Below are 23892 nucleotides of genomic sequence, written 5' to 3'. Positions count from 1 at the left end.
AATAAATAACATTATGAAAACACAAATTTTAAAATCAGCATTAAATCTTACAGCAATAACTGTTTTATCTATCGGATTATTCTCTTTTAACAGTACCGATATATTAAATAATGAAGCAGAACCTATAATTAATAATACAACTTCATACAAAACAATAGAAGTAAGCGGATTAAATATTTTTTATAGAGAAGCTGGAGATATAAATAAGCCTACAATCCTTTTATTACATGGCTACCCAACATCATCACATATGTTTCGAAATTTAATAACAGACTTGTCTGTTCGATATCATGTATTAGCTCCTGATTACCCAGGATTTGGGAGAAGTGATCAACCATTAATAAAAGACTTCGAATATTCATTTGATAATATGTCAAATATTGTAGAAGGGTTTCTAGAAAAATTAAATATTGAAAAATACAGTATCTATTTGATGGATTATGGTGCGCCAATTGGCTTTAGAATTGCTTCTAAATATCCTGAACGCATAGAATCATTAATCATTCAAAACGGAAATGCGTACGATGAAGGATTGAAAGATTTCTGGATACCTATTAAAAAATACTGGAACGACTATACGCCTGAAAATGGAAAACCATTAGAAGGGTTTCATTCACCTGATGGCTTAAAATGGCAATACACACATGGTGTGCAAGATGTATCAAAAATAAGTCCTGATAACTGGAATATAGATTTACAACACCTTACAAGAGCTGAAAATAACGATATTCAATTGGCTATGTTTTATAGCTATAGAACGAATGTGCCTTTATATCCAGAATGGCAACAGTATTTTAGAGACCACCAACCTCCTACTCTAATTGTTTGGGGAAAAAACGACTATATTTTTCCTGCTGATGGTGCACATCCATACAAAAGAGATTTAAAAAACTTGGAATTTCATTTGTTAGATACAGGGCATTTTGCCTTAGAAGAAAAAGGAGAAGAAATAGCTAATTATATTTTAAACTTTTTAAAGAAAAATAAAATTCAATAAGTGTTAGTTAGTAGCAGTCAGTTCGAGTTTATACATATTCCTTGTTAAATAAAAAGATTACGTCTTCTTGAACTGATTTTCTCTATTAAAAAAAAAGGATCTCATGAATACAAATTATATTTCTTTAAAAGATCTCAAAGAATCAAGTTATGGTAAAATTAAAAGAACTTACCTAAACCCCATTTTAAATTCAAGACATTTTCAAACAACATTAATAACCATTCAAAAAACAGAATTATGAAAACGATAAATTGGAAAAATGCTATAATAGCCGGATTTATAGGAACCATCTTATTTGATCTAGTCGGATTAATTATAACAGGAAACTGGTGGGACATACCAGAAATACTTGGAGCAAAAACTGGATTAGGCTTAACTTATGGTGTTATTGGTCACTACTCTAACGGTATTTTATTAGCCATTCTTTTTACTGGAATTGCACCGTCACTTTGGGGTCCTAAATGGTTAAGACCATTAATTTTTGTCGCAGCTGAAACCGTTGCATTAGTATGGTTATTTATGCTCCCATTATTAGGAGCAGGAGTCGCTGGGATAGATTTATCGCCTGCAATGCCATTAATAACGTTGGTTAGGCACTTAGCTTATGCTATACCATTAATATTTTTAATTAAATATGAGGTTACAACGTCTTAAAACCTTTATAATAAAATACAAGGAAACAAATTAAATTTCCTTGTATTTTATATTAACGACTAATAGCTTAAAACAATTATAATGGCTAAAAATTTCGCAGAAATAGCATTTACAGATGCAGTTAAAAAATTACAAACAAAACATGGTAGCAGAAATGGCTATGAGCGCATGGAAAAGTTTAATATAATTGATGGATTAACTCATAGCGAAATAAGCTTTATAGAGAAACGTGACAGTTTTTATATGGCAACCATAGGAACAAAAAACTATCCATATATTCAACACCGTGGTGGTCCCAAAGGATTTTTAAAAGTATTAGATTCTAAACGTCTAGGATTTATAGATTTTTCAGGAAATAAGCAGTATGTATCAGTTGGAAATATTAAAACGAATAACAAGGTTTCGTTATTTATTATGGATTACCCTAATAAATCAAGACTTAAAATATTTGCCAAATCTGAAATAATAGTATTAAAGGATAATCCTGAATTAAAAGAATCCCTCAATTTGGAAGACTATAATTTTAAACCTGAACGCATGATGATTTTTCACATAGAAGCTTACGATTGGAATTGCCCACAACATATTATACAGCGTTATACTATGAACGACGTTGAAGAAGCAATTATACCGTTAAAAACACACATTATTAATTTAGAGGCTCAAATAGAAGAACTAAAGTCAAAAAAATAAGAACAAGTTTCAATATTTATGTAGTAGCTTTTAGCTCCTATTTAAAGAATGTTGAAATATTATATTTATACATTCATTGATAACAAACAAGTAACCCTAATCATCTTTAATATCCACCAACATTAAAATTAAGCATCTGCTTAACTTTACCATATATGAGAGGAAACTCAGATCTAAAATCTTGAGGTGTTTCTATAAAATTTTCGATTATGACTGCTAAAAACTCAAATTGATTGGTATAAGCATAACCTCTAAAATATTCAGATTTAACTAACTTTTCTTTTATTCCTGCCTTTGAAGTTAATAGTACTGACAACTCTTTAAAAGAATCTTTGAATATAATTGAGCTAACATCACGTTCTTTTATACTGTTTAAATGAATAGCATGTGTAAATTCATGAATACCTAAGTTTAAATTATCATTATCAATTCTATAACCCTCTTGAAAATCTTTCCACGAAAGCACAAGTGCTTTAAGCTTCGGATTAAATTCCCCTTTATGATAAGCATTATTTGTATTAGAATAAAAGGCTTCTGGATATATTACAATTTTTGAAATAAGCCCAATATAAAAATCTCTAAATCCAAAAGTTAACATGACTGCTGTTGCAGCAATTAAAACTTGTTTTTCATCTGTTATTATAACACCTTCTCTACTAATAAAATCTTTATCTTTTAAAAAAGAGGCCACCCGATGCTCGAAATATTTTTTTTCTTTATTACTAAGATTATTATAAAACGAAAATTGTTGTCTTAAAACACCTTTTTGATTATCATTTAGTGTCCTTAAATAAATATAAAAATGATTATACAATGGTTTTTTAAACTTTAATACATAGGCCATTTCTATCAACCTAAAAGTATAATATAAGATGATGGATGCTAATACAACAAACAAAATACCCAGTAGTACTTTGCTAGCATTGGTGTCTTCAGCTATTAAAATATATAACATAAAATTAAAAACGTCTATTTACTTTCAAAAGTACAAGAACGACTAATAATATTAATAGTAAATTATATTTTAATATAAATTCGTTTTTTATTTAGCCACCAACCTAATGACCAACATAACATCATAAAAGCTAATGCTGTTACTAAAGCTCCAAATGCTCCTGGTAATATTTTTTGAAAAATCCTTTCACTTACCCATTCAAAAAGATCTAATCCAGAACTGGTTTTAATTTGTCGTAATATGATATAGAACAACTCTGAAAATAGATAAATAAACAAAGGGTTTTTTCCGAAGATATCAAAAAAGGCAACACCAAACTTCACCTTTCTTAATTCTATAGCATAAATTAAAACAGCCATGATAGATAAATCTAAACCTACTGTGTATAGCACAAAAGAACTCGTCCAAAGTTTTTTAGATATAGGAAAAATTAAATCCCACCAAAGTCCTAATGCAGCTAATAAGAAACCTGCAATTAGTAATTTACTAATACCTTCATAAGTCTTTCCTTTTTGCTGAACAAAAGAACCTGCAATATAACCAACAAGAACATTTACAATAGACGGCAAGGTGCTCAATATACCCTCTGGATCGAATGGAATACTATCTTTTTTATAAATATGCCCATCTCCTAATATTGACAGATCTAACTTTGCTATAGCATTTGTTGCCATATCCAAAACTGCTCCTGATTCTCCGAATAGATATAAGATTCCCCAATAGGCCAACAAAATTATTGCAGAAATAATAACCGCTGCTTTTTCGGAGAAATAATAAAATATTAGAGATGCAAATAAATAGCACAATGCAATACGCTGTAAAACACCCATAATACGTGTTTCACTTATTGGTTTTAGTTCCCATGCTCCATCTATGCCTTCTCTAAAAAAAGGGAACCAATACATTAAATACCCAAACAAAAAGATTAAAAAGGTGCGCTTAATTATTTTTTTTAAAGCAAAACTAGTTTCAGCTTGTTTTAGTTTGTTCATGGAAAAGCTCATAGCATTCCCCATAGCAAATAAAAATGATGGAAACACTAAATCTGCAAGCGAAAAACCAAACCACTGTACATGTACCAAATACGGATATAGATTGGCTCCTGTACCAGGTGTATTTACAATAATCATTAAACAAATAGTCAACCCTCTGAAAACATCTAAGGACAAAAAACGATTAGATTTTTGGATTATTTCCGTCATTAATAATTGTATTTAATAATAGGTAAACGCTTTGTTAAAGGCTCAATTTTAGATCTATATTTATCATGTAATTCTTTAGCGATAGTTGATGAACTACCTGTTGCTTCAAGTGGATAATCGCTTCTAGAAGTTACCCATCCCCATTCCCATGATTTTATTTTAGCATCAAAAGCATCTTGATTAAATGTTCCCCAGTCAGCTTTTACATCTGTGAAAAATTGTTCCCAACGTGGTTTATAAAAATCTGTAAAAACACCACTCCATTGTCTATTTGCGTATTCATGAAGTCTGTTATCAGCGCCTCCCCAAAGTGTAATAATATCACGTGCATTTTGCTCGTAAATTGCTTTTTCTGCTTCGGTAGTTCCCCAACTTCTTGCATCATCAATCCATGGTCCTAATAGAAAATCTTTTCTTGTAGCAAGCAAACGATCTATATCTTCTATTAATTCAATAAACTCTGAACTGTATTTATTAAAAGCTTCTTTATTATTTTCTTTATAAGCTCTAGCAAACTCTTGTTGTAAAGGCAATGCATAATTAGCCAATACTTGACGTGTTACATCAACCAAATCGTATTCGAAACCATCATAGTTTTCACAATCTGGAATAGATTTGATAAACAAATCCCAAGCGGGTAATAAATCTTCTGGCGCATAATTCAACTTTGTTCTTGCCCATCTTCTATAACCTTCAAAAGTTGGTCTTGCCACAATAATAGATTCGGCTCCGTCTCTAATTTCTTTTCCGTTATAAGCTGTTTGAACAAGTATATCCCATGCTTGTAACAAATTATCAGTTTCTTTACCATAACGATTAAGAATATATTTTTTAAGCCATGCATTTAAATCTATTGAAGTATCTCTCCAAGTATTATCGGTCATTAATTCATATAAAACAGGATTTTGTTCTATCGCCTCCATAGTCAACCCAATACCTTTAAGATTACCTGAATTAGCATCCGTTAAAGCTTTTGCAGGTTCTTCGGCAATGGTTTCAATTCTTCCAAACATACTAATGTTCCCTCCAAAATTGTGAAGCATATTCCAAATCCATTGTTTTCCATAGAAAGCTTCTGTTCGTTTCCAAACAGGTTCAATTTCTGAAGCTAAATCAAGAATAATCATTTTATCATCTGGAACCGCATCCAATAATCCTTTTATTTGTGGAGCTTTCCAGAAATCTCTGTGGCTATAGAACAACCAACCTTGCATGACCCAAATAGCCTCTGGATCGGCAGCTTTCATACCTTCATAAACTTTGTCGCTTAGTGCTGATAAATATTCAGGATCGTCTGAAGGTGGTTCATTTTCATTAAAAGTATCAGCAGAATACAAATTATCGGTTCCATAGATTTCCGTTTGTTTTTCTAGAAATTTCTTTCCTATTTCAGCAAATAACGGATCGTTAGCATCTAATATATAAGTGTCTTCAAAATCGTTTCCCCAGTTAGTTTGCTTTAAATTAGCATCTGGAAAAAACTTCTTAAAAGACGCTGGCACATGACCTGTAAATGCTGGTAAAACAGGTTTCATACCTAATTCTCTCTCGCGTCTCAATATTTTTATTTGTAAATCTCTGTGGCTTTCTTTCCAACTCATTGGCAACGGGCCGCCCCAACCATCTAAATTGCCCATCCAAAACCAAGAGAAATAAGAGGGTCCGCTAAAAAAAGGATCTAAATCTTTATCTGTAAAACCATACGATTTATAAACCTCATCCCAAACATAGGCTTCACCTGTAATTGCTAATGGCATATTAATACCATGTAAAGCCATCCAATCTATTTCTTTTTCCCAACGATTCCAATCCCACCAACTCATAGTATAATTAAATGTGCAGTAATTAAAATAGTAACGGTACTTGTAAGGTGTTTTTTTATGAATTAACTTTGAAACCTCAGGTAAATCTTCAGTTACATTAATATTAGTACCGTTCCAAGTAATTTGAGAATGTGTGTATTCTTTTAAATAAAAATATAATGCTGAGGCTATAGAACCATGGTTATTTCCTCTTAATATGATTTTATTGTTTTTTGATTCTAATTCAAACCAATCTTCAACAGTTAATGTATCAATTTCTACAATAAAATTTGACGCATGATTTGGTAAAACCCTTTGAATTAAAGCTTCAGAAGGTGTAAACGCTTGTTTTTGTTTTACTTCAGAATTACAACTGTAAAGAAAGACACAAATAACACTTACTAAGAGTATTGATTTTATTGCTTTATTGATTGAAAATTTCACGGATTTTAATTTAATTATTACCTAATAACACATATATAAGTATTGTAACCGCACATAAAAATATAGCCATTGGCTTGGTGTATTTCCATGTTTTTAGCTCTACAATATGTAAATCTTCTTCATTATATTCTGAATCTGCTGGATAGAAATAAGACACTCCAAACATAACGGCTAAATTCAATAAAAACTCAATACCCCAAATATGTACAAAATGAATATTAACCTTAAAGACAAAGGTGGTTAATATATAAAACGCAAGACCTACAACTAATGCCGCTTTAGCACCCATTGCAGATATCTTTTTTAGAAAAAACCCAGCTAACATTATAGATGCAATAGGAATAAAAAAGATACCATTTAATTGTTGTAATAATTGATACAAACCATCTGGCGCATTAGCAACCATAGGCGCTGCTAGTATAGCAAAAACAGCTAAAACAGTAGAAGTTAACTTCCCTATTCTTACTAATTTTTTATCACTGGCATCTTTACCAAAATGTCTTTTATAAACATCAATACTAAATATGGTTGCAGCACTATTTAATACACTATTAAAAGTACTTAAAACAGCTCCTAACACAATAGCTGCAAAAATACCAACTAAACCAACTGGCAATACTTTTTTGATAAGTTCAGGGTAAATCATATCCTGATTATCGTAAAGCGAATCTCCAAAATAATAAAAACCTATAACGCCAGGTAAAATTATAATAAGAGGCACTAAAATTTTTAATACGCCTGTAAAAAGTAATCCTTTTTGAGCTTCAACTAAATTCTTAGCACCCAAAGCGCGTTGAATAATAGTTTGATTCATACTCCAAAAATAGAGTTGATTTATTATGAGTCCTGTAAACAAAACTCCAAATGGCAACACCGAATCTTTAGCGCCTATTACATTAAACTTTTCTGGACTATGATTGTAAACCTTAATTAAACCATCTAGAGGGTTCCCGTCTCCAATACTAATAAGTGCAAATAATGGAATGGCTAAACCACCAATTAAAAGTCCATAACCATTAATAGTATCTGAAACAGCGACTGCTTTTAAGCCTCCAAAAATAGCGTAAATAGACCCTAAAACTCCAATAAAAACAACCGTTATCCATAAACCTTCTTCTTTAGTAACCTCTAATACTTCTGATATATTAAAAATACTTTCAATATTTATAGCCCCTGTATATAAAACAATAGGGATTAATGTTACAATAAAAGAAATCATTAAAAATAACGCGACCAACGTTCTTGTTGTACTATCAAATCTATTTTCTAAATACTCCGGAATAGTTGTAAGTCCCATTCGTAAATATTTAGGAACAAAATAAATAGCGGCGATCACTAAAGCTAATGCTGATGTAACTTCCCAAGCAATAATTATGAATCCGTTTTTATATGAAGATCCATTCATTCCAATTAAATGCTCTGTAGAAATATTTGTAAGCAACATAGACCCTGCTATAACAACGCCTGTTAAACTTCTGCCTCCTAAAAAATAACCGTCTTGAGAATCTAATTTCTCCTTTCTTAACTTGTACCAAGAAAAAATAGCTACAAAAGCTGTAAAGACAATAAATGAAATAACGGTATACATAATTAGTTGGTTGATTTTAGTTGTTGGTTAATCTAAGTGCATAATGAAGTAAGACACAGTATCGTATCATACTAAAAAATAATTTCAAACTATTTAAAACTTTAATTTGTTGGGTATATATTTAGCTACTAATTCCTTATAGTAAGGCATTAATGCTTTTACATCTGGCTTAACTGGTGCTTTTGTATATAAATCGTAAGGATTGAATTTCTTAACCCATTCAAACATTTCAACATCTTTATCATTCATTAGATGTCTATACGAGTTTTCTCTATGTTGAGAATAGAACGAATGGTATCTTACCATATACAAAGCTGGTTCTGGCAAATAATCTTTCAGTATTTGGTATAAATACTCATCATGTCCCCAACTCATCTTCACATTATCTAGTCCGCAATGCTCTTTATAAACCCCTAATTTGGTATTGTATTTTGGGTTTGAATAATCTGGATTTTCTTTAAAAAATTCAGAATAAACAATAGTATCTGAAAAAGCACATCCAACAGGATATGTATCTCCAACTACTGCCCATTGTGGTTCTCCAAACAAACATAAAACCTTTCCTAAATCGTGTATAAAACCAGTAAGCACAAACCAATCTGGATGACCATCAGCTCTTATTGCTTCTGATGTTTGCAAAAGATGTTGGGTTTGATCTAAATCTATATCTGGATCGCTATCATCTACTAAAGTGTTTAGAAACTCTACAGCATCCCAAACAGATAATTCTTTTCTATTGAATCTTAAAAAATCAGCTTCTTTTTCACAAACAAAATCATACGTTTGATACAAATGGTTAATTCTATAAAATTCTTTAACCGTTTCTAGCCTCTCTGAATCCACATAATTTCTAAACTCTTCTTTTTCCTTATCGGTTGTAATATCGTCTGGATCTGGGTATCTATCTAACAAGTTTTCTTCCCAGTCATCAACATTCTCCATCGGATTTTGCTGATCTTTATTTAATGCATTTTTCATGTGTTTACAGTTATTGTTATTTAATTATCACATGTAACATCCTTGTGGCTATTTTTCTTTTTTACTAAATCCTAAGCCAAGGGTGTTTCATTATTATTATTATTATTATGAACAACGAAGTTCCCTTTTTAAAACGATTAAAAAATGGACAGATGCATCAAAAATATGGATAGATTTATTTAAAGCTCAATAAAAAAAGGGTATAACAATCACTTTATAAGCTTACTAGGAGGAAAACCAAATTGTTTTTTAAAACATCTGCTAAAATATAGCGGATCATTAAAACCGACTAAATTAGTAACCTCTGAAACGTTATATTTTTTAGTTTTTAATAGTTGAGCTGATTTTTTAAGACGCATTGTTCTTATAAATTCATTAGGCGCTAAATCAGTTAGTTCTTTAATTTTTCGATATAGTTTTGAAGCACTTACTCCTAATTCTTTACACATGAAATCTGTAGAAAAATCAACTTCACTTAAATTTTCATTAATTAAATTAGTTACTTTATTCATTAATTCTTCATCAATTGGTGAATGCGTAAGTAAACCAACTTCACTTTCAACCTCTCCTGAAAATTTAGCTTTTAATTCTAATCTGGATTTAATGATATTTTCAATAACAGTTTTAAGCAACGACGGATCGAAAGGTTTTACCAAATAACCATCAGCTCCAGTACCATACCCCTTAACTTTATCTTCATTATCAGAAAGCGCTGTTAACATAACTACAGGAATGTGACTAATAAACTCATCATTCTTTAATTCTTCACAAAACTCTAAACCTCCCATTATAGGCATCATAACATCTGTGACACATAAAATAGGTTTCTTTTTTCTACAAATTTTTAATCCATTTACTCCGTTATCGGCTTCATAAACTTTATAATAATCTGATAAATAATCAACCAAATACTTTCTAAGCTCTATATTATCTTCTACTACTAGTATTTTTTGTTTTAATTCGGTACTCTGAATAACTTTTTTTGCTTCAATCTTTGGTAGCGGTTCTTCTTTCCCTTGTTTAAAATCGTATTCAAAAACCTCATTATCTTGATATGAATCACGGTCTATTGGTATTTCTACTGTAAACACACTACCTTTTTCTGGTTCACTCTCTACTTTAATAATACCTTTATGAAGTTCTACTAAAGATTTGACTAACGACAAGCCTATACCAGAACCTGTATTATGACTTTTACTGTTACTAGCTTGATAAAATCTAGTAAATATTTTTTCCTGACTTTTTAAAGGAATCCCTATACCGTTATCGCTTACTTCAACAACCAACATATTTTCTACACCATCTTTCAGCTTTACAAACAAATCTACATTTCCGTATTTATTAGTGAATTTTAAAGCATTAGACAGTAAATTATATAATACTTTATCTAACTTATCATTATCAACCCAACCAATAATCTCTGGTATATCTGAATTAAAATTTAATTGAATATGCTTATTAAATGCTAATTCTTTAAATGAATCGAAAATATTCTTAGTATATGGTATAATATCAGTTTTAGATACTTTTAGGTTTAATTCTCCCGTTTGAGATTTTCTAAAATCTAATACTTGATTTACTAAATTCAATAATCTATTGGCATTATCGTGTATTAAATTATATCTGCTTTTTTGATAGTCGGTTGCATAGCCTTTACTTTCTTCTATAAGCTGTTTAGAAGGGCCTAAAATAAGTGTCAAAGGTGTTCTTAATTCATGAGATATGTTTGTAAAAAAGCGAAGTTTTTCATTGTTTAATTTAACATCACGTTCTCTACTTACTTTCTCAGTTAAGAGTTCTTGTTTTAATTTACTTCTATTTTTCAGCTCTCTTCTTGTAAAATAAAAAAGCAATATAAAAACAACTGTAAACAATATAAATGCTTGTGGTGTTAACCAAAAAGGAGATGTGATTTTTATCTGATATGACTCTATTTCACTCCAATACCCGTAACTATTACTCGCTTTTACTTTAAACACATAATCTCCCGGAAAGAGATTTGTATATTGAATGGTTCTTGAATTACTACTAGCATTAATCCAATCCTTATCAAAGCCTTCTAACATGTATTCAAACTTGTTAAGCTTGGTATCTGAAAATGATGGTGCTGAAAACTGAAGTGAGAAATTACGATTTTTATAGTCTAACTCGACTCTTTTACTAAAATTTAAATCTTTTATCAAAGGCACTTGTCCGTTAATTTCCATTCCAGGAAGCACTTCTTTATTCTGAATTTTAAACTCTGTAATGATTGGAGTTGGAGACCATTCATTTTCTATAATAGTCTCAGGAGAGAAATAAATAATACCATTTTTACCTCCTAAATAAATATTAGAATCCTTATCATTATAAAATCCACTTGAACTAAAAACATCTAACCTATTACCGCTATTTACTTGGTAAATATTGATGTCTTTTAAATCATTTTTAAGTCTTGCGACACTATTATTATTTATGTTTAACCATAAATCGCCATTGATATCAGTAACCATGTCTGTAATCCACTTACCAACAAGTTCCTTTGGTTCTGTTAAATACTTAAAGTCATTAGTCTGCGGCTCGTAATAGCTTAATCCTGTACGTGTAGAAACATATACTTTACCTTTATTATCTACCATAACATCGCTTACATCCTCATCGTTTACAAGTCCATTTACTTTATTAGAAACCAATTTATAAGTTTCTATAATACCTGATTTTCCATGATATTTTACAATACCAGTTTGAGTCGCAAACCATAAATTATCTACTTGATCTTTTTCAATAGCATTAATAGCAAAACCTGGCAATAATCTACTTTTGGCATCTTGCACTTTTAAACTCTCTATATTTAGCATTACCGCCCCTTCTCCAAAAGAACCAACCATAATTGTTGAATCTGAAATTTTAGAAAAAGCAAATACTGCGGAAGCTTCAAAACCTACATCAACCTCTTTAGAATTATTTGTAACATAATTATATACTAAAATTTTCCCGTTCCATAAACCGCAATAAAATATTTTTCCATCGTCTGAATATATACTAGCTATATCTTTTTGATTATTATATAATGGAACAAATCCTCCATTTTGGTTTGAGATAAAAAGTCCGTTATGCCTTGTAGCAGTAATTATTTTATTATCATAAGTTTTAGAAAACCCTCGTATTCGTGGTGCTTGATTCCCTATATATTTAGAAATATCTTTACTTAATACAAACTGATTCTCATAAGGGTCATATTTATCCAATCCATCTTCTGTACCAATCCACAATACTCCTGAATCATCAAAATAAAGTGCATATACCAAATTATCAACTAAAGACGTATCATCAGATAAAATTGAATAATACCATCTATATTTACCCTTATTTATATCTTCTAATTGATCACATTCTAGTATCCCTCCTAAAGTACCAACCCAATATTTTCCATTTGGACCTTGAACTACTGTTAAAAAATAAGGACCTAAACTCCCTCTTATATCATCATCTTCTATATAAAGATTCTTAAAAGTATTAGAAGCATTATCCAACTTATACAATCCTTCACGAGTACCAACAAACATATCGAACTTATCATCTTCATAAATAAAATTAATATAAGGGTTTTTCTCTTCTGAATTTGGAATTGAAAGTGTATAATCTGCTATTTTTACTATTTCACCTTTAGTATCTAAAGTAATTTTAGCAACAGATGCCGTTGCAAAACTACCTACCCAGATATTTCCTTTTTTGTCTCTATAAATTTCCTTGACATATTCAAAGCCTTCAATAAAGACTTTTTCGAATCTATTTTGTTTTGGATAAAAGATATAAACACCTTTAGTTTTTGTCCCTACCCAAATACGCTTAAATTCATCTACATGTAAAGATCGAATCTCTTCATCCTGCAAACTATTTGGATTGTCTTTTTCGTTCAAAAATGTTTTAAAAACACCCGTATCACTTTTAAAAAGCGTTAATCCTTTTCTTGTTCCTATCCATAAATTATTAAAAGCTTTATCATACTCTAATGCCGTTATATCGTCATTTAATATTTTATTTTCTCCTGGAAAAGAGCTTAAATAAGACTTAAACTGATAGCCATCAAAACGGTTTAGCCCAGAAAAGGTTCCAAACCACATAAAACCATTGTTATCTTGGGAAATATATCTAACTGAATTATGTGACAAACCACTATTATCGTTATAATGCTCAAATTTTATATTCTGAGAATTAACAGCTAAAAAACAACTGAAACAAAAAAATAATATTAAAAATTTATTTGTCATAATTAAATTATCTATCCAATGATAAAGGTTGAATAATATAATGAATTTCAAGGATTAATTGATTCTATTTTATTTGAAATCAAGTTTATTTTAAAATGATTTGATGGTTGACCTTTCAATGTTTTTTGAAATATTCTTGACCATAAAACAAGATTTTCATCTTGACTTTCATTTAATTGCTCGCAAACTAGATGATATTGTTTTAATCTTTCAACACCAACTTCTGGAATTGCTAATTGGTCGGCACTTCTTAATTTATAAAAGTCAAAAATCATATCGAACCCAGACCAATTGCTAAAACTACTTAATTCTAAACCTTGTTTTAACAGTTGCTCTTTGATTTTAACAACCTCATGTTCACTTGTATTTAAAAGTAGTAAATCTTTACCAGAAGCTTTTACAAAAGTCTCTAAAAAATCAACCTGAAAATCATTTGGCAAAAAACGAAGTCTTACCAATTCCTTTAAATGCCATTCTGTAAATTCTTTATATGTTTTAGCATCTAAAATATTTTTATTCCAAATTTTAAAATGCATTGTTTCCTGCAAGTATGCATATTCTTCTTTATAAAAAGGAAATAAGCTGCTATAGTTTTTAACTGAATCTATAACTACTGTTTCTACTTCAAATGCTGCATTAGAATGTATAGTCAATATCTTATAAGCGGGTGTATAAGCTGCTAATGATGGTGTTTGAATATTATATAGAGTATTTCCTTTTTTAGTCGTTCTCACTCCTGTGTCATTAATATGCATGTGTCCTCCAAAATGAATATTAATCCCCGAATCGGCAAATATTTTAGCAACATTCTCATCTGGTACCCTATGCAACTGCATTTTATTATCTCCGAAGAATTGTTTTAATTCAGTGGAAGCATCGTCATTAAAATCGACCATAGGATAATGACTAAAAGCGATTAATATTTTCCCTTTCTTTTTTGCTTGCTCTGAAACACTTTTCACCCAATCAATTAAATGTCTTTTGTATAAAAGCACATTGTTATAACCAATACTTGCTCCCGAAAAATCTTTTGGATTATCCTTTAAACGCGACAAATCTTCTTTAGGCACATATACATTCGCATCGATAGCTAATAACCAAACATCTTTTACTGGTTCTACCAAATAGCTAGCATCTGGAATAGATAAATTAGTTTCATAAATAGTATAAACTCTTTTTTCTAAAACTGATTCTTTTAATGCTAAGTCGAAATTATAAGTTTCATAATTGTATTTTGAAAAAGGTGTTTCCCAATACAAATCATTCTTTTTTGGAAAAAAACCAAAATCGACCATCTCAAGCATCATGTCTTTATAACCCCAATTTTTAATATCGAATGTTACAATAGGTTCTAATTCATTTTCTTTTGAAATCGAATTTGTTTTAACACTGGTAATAATTTGTTCTTTACCTCCTTTTCCTAAAAAATCTGTTTTTTTAGCTTCTTGTGTAAAAGGTCTTACGGCATCATGATTTCCTGTTGTTACATAAAAAGAAATGTCATGTTTTTTTGAATATTCAGTAAGTATTCTTCTTAACCCTCTAATATGTATTGGTTGTCCGTCATCACTAAAATCTCCTGGAAGCGCGACTATTTTTATGCCTCTATTAACAATATCATTTAATGCTGTTATAAAAGCAAAATAATTTTCGTTAAAAATTCGTGTGGATTGCAATTGCGAACTCATGGTTCTAATATTTGCATATTCACCCGTTACTGGGTTTTTAATCCCTTTGTAACTCGCGTCTTGAAATTCTCCATAAATATCAGCAAAATGTGCATCTGCTATAAAGGCTATTTGTTGTTTTTTAAAGACATTGCTTTCCTCTTTTTCACAAGAAAATGTGATTAATAAAAGTAGAATAGAAAAACATCTTAATAAAAAACTCATATTTATTTTATTGCTTTATTGATTCTTTTGGGAACGCATATGAATTTTTCCAACCTCCCAAATCAATTAATACTTGATCTATCATGATTCCAGAATCTATCATCCAAATTTTTAAAGTATGCTTTCCTGCTTTGTTTACTATTTGCTTAACCGATTCTACACTGGCATTTTTGAGTACATTCTGTTTCCAAGTATCACTTCTTCCAAAGGTCTGAAAGTCTACAATTACTGGTTCATAATCATCAATAGCGATAGCACAACGCACACCTCTATCATTGTGAATAGCATGCGTAGGCACTGCTTGTAAATTAACATCAACTTCTCCAAAATTAAAAGTATAGAAATCGTATTCTAATACTGGGCTATTTTCTTGAACATGTTTTAAATTGCTCTCAGACTCGACGCTTCTAGGTAACGGACTAACAACTTTACCAGAATAACCTAGTCCTTCAAAAACTTCCCATTTTGCTTCTTTACCAGCTTTATTACGTGTATAGTTTTCAGCATTTATAGATACATAACCTTTATCTTCAACAAAGCCTTTATATTCTTTTAAATCTGAAAATTTAGGATTAAATACAGAAATCCCAATAGTTATCGTACTATCTGCTGTCACAAAATCTATAGCACTGTTAACCTTATAACTTGGTGGAATTAATTGAAAATCATGCCCCAAAGGTGCCTCTTTTTTGTTTTCTCCTTTTGGCACTTTGTCCCAATCAATACTTACCCACAAACGCTTTTCTTGTTTCCCTGATTCACTTTGTAATGTGCCAGATGTTTCTGAAAGTTTTATCCAATCCTGTTTTGGTTTCGCTGTCCATTGTAAATCGCCTTTTCCTTTTAAAAAAACATCAATAAAATAACGGTTGTCTGTATAGCTATTGAAAACGGGCAATACATCTGCAAAACTATTTACAATATCGTAATTCACTTCCATTTGATAGCCTTCTAAAGCCAATCCTAAACTCAGTTTTTCATCTGAATCAAATGTTGTGTATGTTGGTTTTGAAAACACAGGCAAACTACGAGGAGACATCGTCATAATATGATTCCATTTTCCTTTTTGAAGTATTTTATTATAATAATTTGTTTCTTTTTGAATGCGCTCAAAAACACCTAAAGCCTGTTCACCAAAATAAGCTGCACTCGACTTTCCTTGTTGTGCTGCAAAATTATTTTTATAACTATACAGCCATTTCTGATTTAATTTTGACGCTCCTATTATTGGATAATACACCAATTGATAAAAAGCATCTTTGCGGTTTGAATCTACTTTTTGATATAAACTATCTACCCTTTTATCTAATTTTCTATATGCTTCAATTCTAGCATTTACCTCATCGCCATAATGATATTGTGTCATTTCGGTTTTACCTGCTTTAACAACAGGTTCTACATGACTCCAAGCCATAAACTCTGGTCGTCGTATATAAGCTAGTCTGTTATTTTCAAATAATAAATCGGTAGTTTCAGACGAAATAGTAGCACCAAATTCTCTTGTAGCCCAAGTTGTCATATGTTCTTTTACAGATGTGCTTTTTTGAAAATTATCCATATCCCAAGCCATATCTAAAAACAACTCCATGCTATACTCATGTGGTTTAATATCGCCACAATTCAAAACCCATAAATCTTGTGATTTAAACTCGTAAGCCTTAGTCATTTCTTCCCACATTAAAACAGGATTTGTCGAGTTTAACCATAAATAATCATGCGGTCTTCCCCAATACGAAGTATGGTAATACACACCAGCTCCTCCTGCACGTTTTTGCTCTTCTAGATTACTTAATTGACGCATATAACCATAGTTGTCATCGGTCCAAACGAGTGTAATATCTTCTGGTAAGTTTAATCCGTTTTGGTAATATTTTAAAACTTCTTTATACGGAACAAAAGCTTGAGGCACTAATTTTGGATCTTTTTTGGTTTCCTTTTTCAAAATAGTACGCTGATCTTTAATTATTTGTTCTAATAATTTTACTTGCTGATCTGTATCATCTTCACCAACAATCATAGGCGAATCATGTTCTCCTCGCATACCTGTAGTATAAATACCTTCATATTTAGCGGTTTCTTTTGTACGCTTAGCAAACATTTTTTTTATAACTTCAGAATTTGTATCATAACGATACTCTCCCATAGTTTCATGATTCCATTCTGTATTAATATTACTTAACATAGGTTCAGCGTGCGATGTTCCTATAACAATTGCATAATTGTCAGCTATCAATTTATTTTCAGGAAATGAATAAAAAGGTTTTGTGCTTCTATGCATTGCTGGCCAAATAGTATTGGCTCTTAATCGTAATAATAATTCAAATACTTTGGCATAGGTTTTTGATCCCATGTCACCCGTTTCTGGTTCATAATTTAAAGCTGCCCAACGTTGCAATCCCCAATCTTCATCGTTTAAAAACACCCCTCTATACTTTACAGATGGTTTTTTAGATACTTTATTTTCAATTGGGACACTAATTGTTTCACTTTTATAAGGAGTAACGTCTGCCCACCATTCCCATGGAGAAACACCTATTTTTCTTGATAATTCTAAAATTCCATAAGCGGTTCCTCTTCGGTCGCTACCTGCAATTACTAATGCTTTTTCTATGCCTTTTTTAGGGTTCTCAACGACTTGTATTGCATAACGTTCCCAATCTCCCTCAATTTTTGAAACATCTATTTTATTCTTAGCAATAAGGGCATCGATATATTTACTTTTCCCTATCGTTCCCGCCATTATAACGATTCCAGATGTTGCATTTTTATCAATTGCTCTTTTTACATTTTGTCCTGAAATATTCAATACATCTTTGATAAACAAATCGGATGCAATTTGTACCACTTTAAAATCATTCTTGTCTGTTAAAATAGATGTTGTTTTTCCGTTTTCTATAATAGAAAATTCAGAGCCAGATTGTGCTTGAACATATGAACCCAATTGAAAAAAGACGAATACAAAATACAAATGTTTTAACATACTAAAATTTTATAGTTTCAGGATTAATTTTAATGGTCTTATTATCTATTGGAATTAAATAAAATGAGTAATTATAAGCTCCAGATTTAATTTTATATTCGGAGTGAGGTTCTGCCTTAAAAGACCATGTATTATCGCCTCCAATACCTTGTTGAATTAAATCGACATTAACTGTTAACACTCCTCTTTTTACTAATGTATTGGTATGTGTTGCTGCATCTAAATTTTCTGTGCTGTAGGGAGACACACTAAAGTTTATAGGATTATCACCTTTAACTAAAAGCCCATTACCTGAAGTGTTTTGCAATTTAAACCAACGCGTTTCCATGTGGTTTCCGTATTCTTGTGGCACTACATATTCATAACTCATTGTATTCGCATCGCCTTTGTAAAAATCTAATAAAGCTGCAGTATTTCTATCCTGATAATTAGCCTGTGGACCTTTACCAAAATAACTTACTTTTTTATACTGATTGGCAACATCAAACTGCATTCCTATTTTAGGAACATCAGGTGTGTTTTTATCAATAACTACTGACTGATTTACTTTTACATAGCCATTTCCTAAAACTGTATACTTTAAATTTACTTCTGTTTTCGGGTTTTCAATATTGCCTTTAACAGTAATAACGACTTTACCTTTTTCAGAAGCAATAGTTTCTATATTCTCAACTTTAAATAAATTACCCGCAACAAACCAATCGCGTTCATTTGTTTTTTTCATTGACCTTCTATACGCTTTATCGTTTTCGGTTTCTGGTCTCCAAAAATTTAGCTTTAAAGGATTTTTTATAAGTTCAATGCCTTTAAAATTATAGGATGTAATATAACCTGAAGCTTTATTAACGACTAATTTAATAGATTGATTTTTAACCGTAATTAATTGTTCTGATTCTTCAACAATTAAATCTTTTTTGCTTGTTGTTTTATCAATTGCTTTTGATGACTTTAAAGCCAATTGAAATTGTTCTTCAAAAATCACATAACCTTTCTTTGCCCAAAGTGTACTTTCTTTCAACTCCCCTTTTATGTTTATAAAATAGTCACTTCCTTTTTTAGGTTTTATATTTTTGAAATCGATTTTAAACGCTTCCTTTTGATCCGGTTTTGTTGCTAATGCTGAAACATTTCCAGACTGAATAATTTTACCGTTCTCTATAATATTCCAAACTAAATTATATTTAGATAAATCTGAAATATGATGACGATTCAAAATTTCGAATTCTCCTTCCAAAGCATTTATTGCAGTTATAACTGCTGGTTGATTTACCTTTTTTGCTTCATAAATTTCTGGCTTTGGTTTTCTATCTGCAGTTACAATACCGTTGATACAAAAGCTTCCGTCATTAGGTATATCTCCATAATCACCCCCATAAGCAATATATTCATTTCCTTTACTATCAATTTTTAACAGTCCTTGATCTATAAAATCCCAGATAAAACCACCCAAAGCTCGGTCGTATTTATAAATAACATCCCAATAGGTTTTCATGTTTCCTAAAGAATTCCCCATTGCATGAGCGTACTCACACATTAGCACTGGACGTTTATCAAAATTTGTATTATTTATTAAGCTTTCTAATTCGTTAGGTTGCGGATACATCCTACTTAACATATCAACCCATTTTGGGTCGGTTGGATTCCCTACATGAGATGGCCAAAAACGACTTTGATATTTAGCATCGGTTGGGTCACCTTGCGCACCTTCATAATGTATATAACGGGTTGGATCTAAATCTTTAATCCACCCAGACATAGCAGCATGATTTGGGCCTGTACCAGACTCGTTTCCTAAAGACCAAATAACAATACTTGGATGATTTTTATCGCGTTCAACCATACGCATACCGCGTTCTAAAAATGCATTTGCCCAACTTGCATCATTTGATAATTTCCCACCTAGACCGTGCGTTTCTAGGTTTGCTTCATCCATAACATAAAGTCCGTACTTATTACATAAATCGTAGAAATAAGGATTGTTTGGATAGTGAGACGTTCTAACAGCATTAAAGTTGAATTTTTTAATAAGCTGCACATCTTTTTCCATGTCGGCTTTTGAAACCACTTTACCATTTGTCATACTATGGTCGTGACGATTCACGCCAATTAATTTTACGGGATTTCCGTTAACCAAAAACCGGCCTTTTTCGTCAATTTTCACTTCTCTAAAACCTACTTTAGTGCTTGTAAATTCTACCGAATTCCCTTCATTATCTTTTACCGTTAAAAGCAACGTATACAAATAAGGAACATCTGCCGACCATTGTTTTGGTTTTTTAATAGCCATCTCAACAATTCCGAAATACACGTTATCTCTAGCTGGGTAACCTTCACCTAAAAAAGTATCTAAACTCAATACTTTGTCTTCGCCTACATTGTTTCCTTCTGCGTCAAGTAATTGAGCTGTTAGCGTCCAATCATCAACAACTGTTCTTAACGGCGTCGTACTAAAATGTCCAATCTTTTCAATAAATTTATCTGGAATATTTACGGTAAATTTTGGTCTAATTTGCAGTAAAGCATCTTCGTAATGTTCATCAAAATCTGTTCTTACAGTAAAATCTGAAAGTCTCACTTTTGGAACGGCTTTTAAAAACACGTCGCGCTCAATACCACTCATTCGCCAAGTATCTTGATCTTCTAAATAACTACCATCGCACCAACGATATACTTTTACGGCAATTTTATTGGTTCCTTTTTTTAAATGCTTTGTAATATCGAATTCCGAAGGTAATCTTGTATCCTCACTGTAACCAACAAACTCACTATTTATCCAAACATAAAAAGCAGAAGACACACCTCCAAAATGAAGAATAACATCGCGCTCATTCCAAGATTCATCTATGGTGAAACTTTTAATATAATGACCAACAGGGTTATCGTTATGGTTAATAAAAGGATAATTATTAAAAAACGGATAGTTAATATTTGTATAAATAGGCGTCCCATAACCTTTCATTTCCCAATTTGATGGCACATTAATGGTTGTCCAATTCGACACATCGAAATTAGTATCTTGAAATGTATTTGACGCTTCACTTGGTTTTGCTACCCAGTTAAATTTCCAATCGCCATTTAAAGATTTATAAAACTTAGAGTTCTCAAGAATATTAGCCTTTGCTAAATCTAAATTTTCATAAGAATAGAAAGTAGCATGAGCTGGTAATCTGTTTATTTGATTGATAGCAGGGTCTTCCCAAATATTGTCCTGCGCAGGCAAAACAACTGAAAACAAAAAACAAATAATAAATTGAAAACTAGTTTTTATCATGATTGTATATAATTCTAATATTTTTCTACCACTTGTGTAGCATCATTGTCTAAAGAAACGCCCTTTGTATCTTTTAGAATGATTTGACCTTTTTCACTTTTTGGAATACTAATTTGATTTATACTTAAATCTTCAACATCATCAAAAACAAAAGCAGGTCTAAAATCTTTATCATCAAGGGTAAATTTGATATTTTTCATAGTGATTCCTTTTGCATGCCTTACATAAAGTCCGTAGGCTGGATATTCACCAAACATGGAAAATTCTGGACTTTTTTTAATTTCCTCTGGTACTTGGTCTAATCGACTTAAAGGTACATAAGCCATCCCTTTTGATGCTTTTCCAGGGTAGTTTATTTCAATATTTTCTAGAATTACATTTTTAATTTTATAATCTGGAATCCCTACAATAGCTGATGAAAAGGGATTATGAAAAAAATCGACTTCAGGACCTCGCAAATCGTAATTAATATCTGGACGTTCAAAAGGCACTTGAACTTTTATATTTTTAATACTTACGTTTTTTATTGACCCCGGTTTTTCACCAGAACGATGGCCTAATCTTAAAAAAATGGCATTACCAGTATTAACTGCTGTTATATTAGAAACATTTATATTTTCTATAAAACCACCATCAACTGTTTGGATGGCTATGGCAGAACGAAACGTATCAAAAACTTGAATATCTTTAATCGTTACATTTTTAAAACCTCCAATAGATGCTGTTCCAAATTTAATAGCACTCGCGCTGGAACGAATGGTACAATTGGCTATATAAATAGAATCGTTAAAATACCCTGGATAATATGATTTTAAACAAATACCATCATCGGCAGAATTAACATCGCAATTTACAATCTTAACATTTTTACAATCTGTAATATCAATTCCGTCGTTATTCCAATAAGAACGATTTAAAATCTTTAGATTATCTAAAATAAGATTTGAGCATAACTCAAACGATAATCCCCAACAAGATGCTTCACCTACTTTTAAATCTGTAATTTCGACATTGTTACATTGTGAAAATCTAAACAATTTAGGCCGCATGGTTTCATTGGGTCTGTGTCTTCTATTATTATAATTTGGATCTATAGTTACACCTGCATGATGCAAACTATCTACTGCTAAAGCTAGTTTTAATCCTTGGCCATCAATTTTCCCTTTTCCTTTAAGTTGAATATTATTGGCTTTATGTGCTAAAATTAAAGCCAATTGTGAGTTATCATCTTTTTTAGGAGATGTTGGCCTTCCTGGGAAATCCATCTTAAAATAGTCCTGTGGTTTTGTACTTCCTAACAACACAGCTCCTTCTTCAAAATATAAAGTTACGTTACTCTTTAACTGAATACTGCCCGATAAAAACTTGCCTTTAGGAAACACAATTCTTCCACCTTTATTTTTAAAAGCTTCATCTATAGCTTTTTGAATTACCTTTGTATTTAATGTTTTTCCATCTGGAATAGCGCCGTAGTTTGTAATAACAAAATCGGTTAGATTATTTTGAGCAATATGATCTACGCACTTATTTGATAAAAAAAAGAACAGTAAAACTGATAAACTAACTAAAAAAAAGCGTTTTGTTTTAATCATAAAAAAAGATTAAAATTTAATTTTAAATTACCTTTCTAAAATTTCAGTTAAGGTACAATTTACTCCTAGAGGATTCTTAGAAATTTTACAAATTAATGGAAAATTAGGGTTATTTAAAATCCACATTTCTGTTTCATCTATTTCAGCTTTAACAAACAAGACATTTACTATTTTATCATCAATAACAACTTCATTCGCTACTTTGGTTTTATCTAAATTATAAGTTGTATTGTTATATATAAACTTGTTATTAGAAACTAAATCTTTAAAAGCAGCTTTTGAAATCATAAAAAACGTATCTGTTGGCTCTAAAACTAATAAATCTGGAGATTCTCCTTGATTAAAAGTTAAACCTGTTCCGTTTTCTAAGGCTTCGGGTAAAATAGCGTATTTTCTAACTGTGCTACGTAAATCCCAATCGATAATTAATGTATCTGAAACAAATTTAGGTCTTAAATTCACAGGTCTTGTTTGCCCATACAATTTACAGATATATTGCAGCTCTGTATTATTTGTTATTTCTGGAATATAAGTTTGAGATTCTACCGCACTATAAAGTAAACAACAAACTGTTATTAAAATTAGTTTTTTCAT

General features: G+C 31.0%; 15 protein-coding genes. 4 read left to right on the top strand and 11 right to left on the bottom strand.

Features of this window, described 5'->3' with window-relative positions; translation table 11 throughout:
- The first annotated feature begins 13 nt into the window (after positions 1-13).
- The 4 genes from ACH5TW_RS00715 to ACH5TW_RS00700 all read left to right on the top strand — a co-directional run bounded on the left by ACH5TW_RS00715 (position 14) and on the right by ACH5TW_RS00700 (position 2344).
- Entirely contained in the window at positions 14-997 is a 984-nt protein-coding gene (locus tag ACH5TW_RS00715) for an alpha/beta fold hydrolase (protein WP_439334554.1), read from the top strand.
- A 103-nt stretch (positions 998-1100) separates the two neighbouring features.
- Entirely contained in the window at positions 1101-1238 is a 138-nt protein-coding gene (locus ACH5TW_RS00710) for a hypothetical protein (RefSeq protein ID WP_439334553.1), read from the top strand.
- Entirely contained in the window at positions 1235-1651 is a 417-nt protein-coding gene (locus ACH5TW_RS00705) for a hypothetical protein (protein ID WP_439334552.1), read from the top strand. The genes ACH5TW_RS00710 and ACH5TW_RS00705 overlap by 4 nt, the downstream gene beginning before the upstream one ends.
- Before the next feature lie 81 nt (positions 1652-1732).
- A complete protein-coding gene (locus ACH5TW_RS00700; RefSeq protein ID WP_439334551.1) occupies positions 1733-2344 on the top strand; it encodes a pyridoxamine 5'-phosphate oxidase family protein in 612 nt (203 codons plus the stop codon).
- Positions 2345-2450: 106 nt separating this feature from the next.
- On the opposite strand, the gene ACH5TW_RS00695 is transcribed toward ACH5TW_RS00700, so the two are convergent.
- The 11 genes from ACH5TW_RS00695 to ACH5TW_RS00645 all read right to left on the bottom strand — a co-directional run bounded on the left by ACH5TW_RS00695 (position 2451) and on the right by ACH5TW_RS00645 (position 23892).
- Entirely contained in the window at positions 2451-3299 is an 849-nt protein-coding gene (locus ACH5TW_RS00695; protein ID WP_439334550.1) for a zinc-dependent peptidase, read from the bottom strand.
- A gap of 62 nt (positions 3300-3361) precedes the next feature.
- Positions 3362-4501, bottom strand: a complete 1140-nt coding sequence (locus tag ACH5TW_RS00690) for an acyltransferase family protein (RefSeq protein WP_439334549.1) — start codon at positions 4499-4501, stop codon at positions 3362-3364.
- On the bottom strand, positions 4501-6747 hold the full coding sequence (locus ACH5TW_RS00685) for an alpha-N-acetylglucosaminidase (protein ID WP_439334548.1): 2247 nt from the start codon (positions 6745-6747) through the stop codon (positions 4501-4503). Before ACH5TW_RS00685 ends, ACH5TW_RS00690 begins: the two co-directional genes overlap by 1 nt.
- A gap of 10 nt (positions 6748-6757) precedes the next feature.
- Positions 6758-8335 carry a solute:sodium symporter family transporter gene (locus tag ACH5TW_RS00680; RefSeq protein ID WP_439334547.1) on the bottom strand — a complete coding sequence of 526 codons (1578 nt, stop codon included), beginning with the start codon at positions 8333-8335 and terminating at the stop codon, positions 6758-6760.
- A gap of 93 nt (positions 8336-8428) precedes the next feature.
- Positions 8429-9313 (bottom strand): inositol oxygenase family protein, encoded by an 885-nt coding sequence (locus tag ACH5TW_RS00675; protein ID WP_439334546.1) that lies wholly within the window; start codon positions 9311-9313, stop codon positions 8429-8431.
- Positions 9314-9522: 209 nt separating this feature from the next.
- On the bottom strand, positions 9523-13563 hold the full coding sequence (locus tag ACH5TW_RS00670) for a hybrid sensor histidine kinase/response regulator transcription factor (protein WP_439334545.1): 4041 nt from the start codon (positions 13561-13563) through the stop codon (positions 9523-9525).
- A gap of 47 nt (positions 13564-13610) precedes the next feature.
- A complete protein-coding gene (locus ACH5TW_RS00665; RefSeq protein WP_439334544.1) occupies positions 13611-15455 on the bottom strand; it encodes a metallophosphoesterase family protein in 1845 nt (614 codons plus the stop codon).
- Between the two features lie 7 nt (positions 15456-15462).
- Complete coding sequence (locus tag ACH5TW_RS00660) at positions 15463-18435, bottom strand: glycosyl hydrolase 115 family protein (RefSeq protein ID WP_439334543.1); 2973 nt, start codon at positions 18433-18435, stop codon at positions 15463-15465.
- A 1-nt stretch (position 18436) separates the two neighbouring features.
- Positions 18437-21706 (bottom strand): beta-galactosidase, LacZ type, encoded by a 3270-nt coding sequence (lacZ, locus tag ACH5TW_RS00655; RefSeq protein ID WP_439334542.1) that lies wholly within the window; start codon positions 21704-21706, stop codon positions 18437-18439.
- A 14-nt stretch (positions 21707-21720) separates the two neighbouring features.
- On the bottom strand, positions 21721-23298 hold the full coding sequence (locus ACH5TW_RS00650) for a glycoside hydrolase family 28 protein (protein WP_439334541.1): 1578 nt from the start codon (positions 23296-23298) through the stop codon (positions 21721-21723).
- 27 nt (positions 23299-23325) lie between these two features.
- Positions 23326-23892, bottom strand: a complete 567-nt coding sequence (locus tag ACH5TW_RS00645) for a hypothetical protein (RefSeq protein WP_439334540.1) — start codon at positions 23890-23892, stop codon at positions 23326-23328.

The organism is Thalassobellus sediminis, assembly GCF_044386045.1.
Classification (GTDB): domain Bacteria; phylum Bacteroidota; class Bacteroidia; order Flavobacteriales; family Flavobacteriaceae; genus Thalassobellus; species Thalassobellus sediminis.
This window is presented reverse-complemented; position numbering and strand designations above follow the sequence as displayed.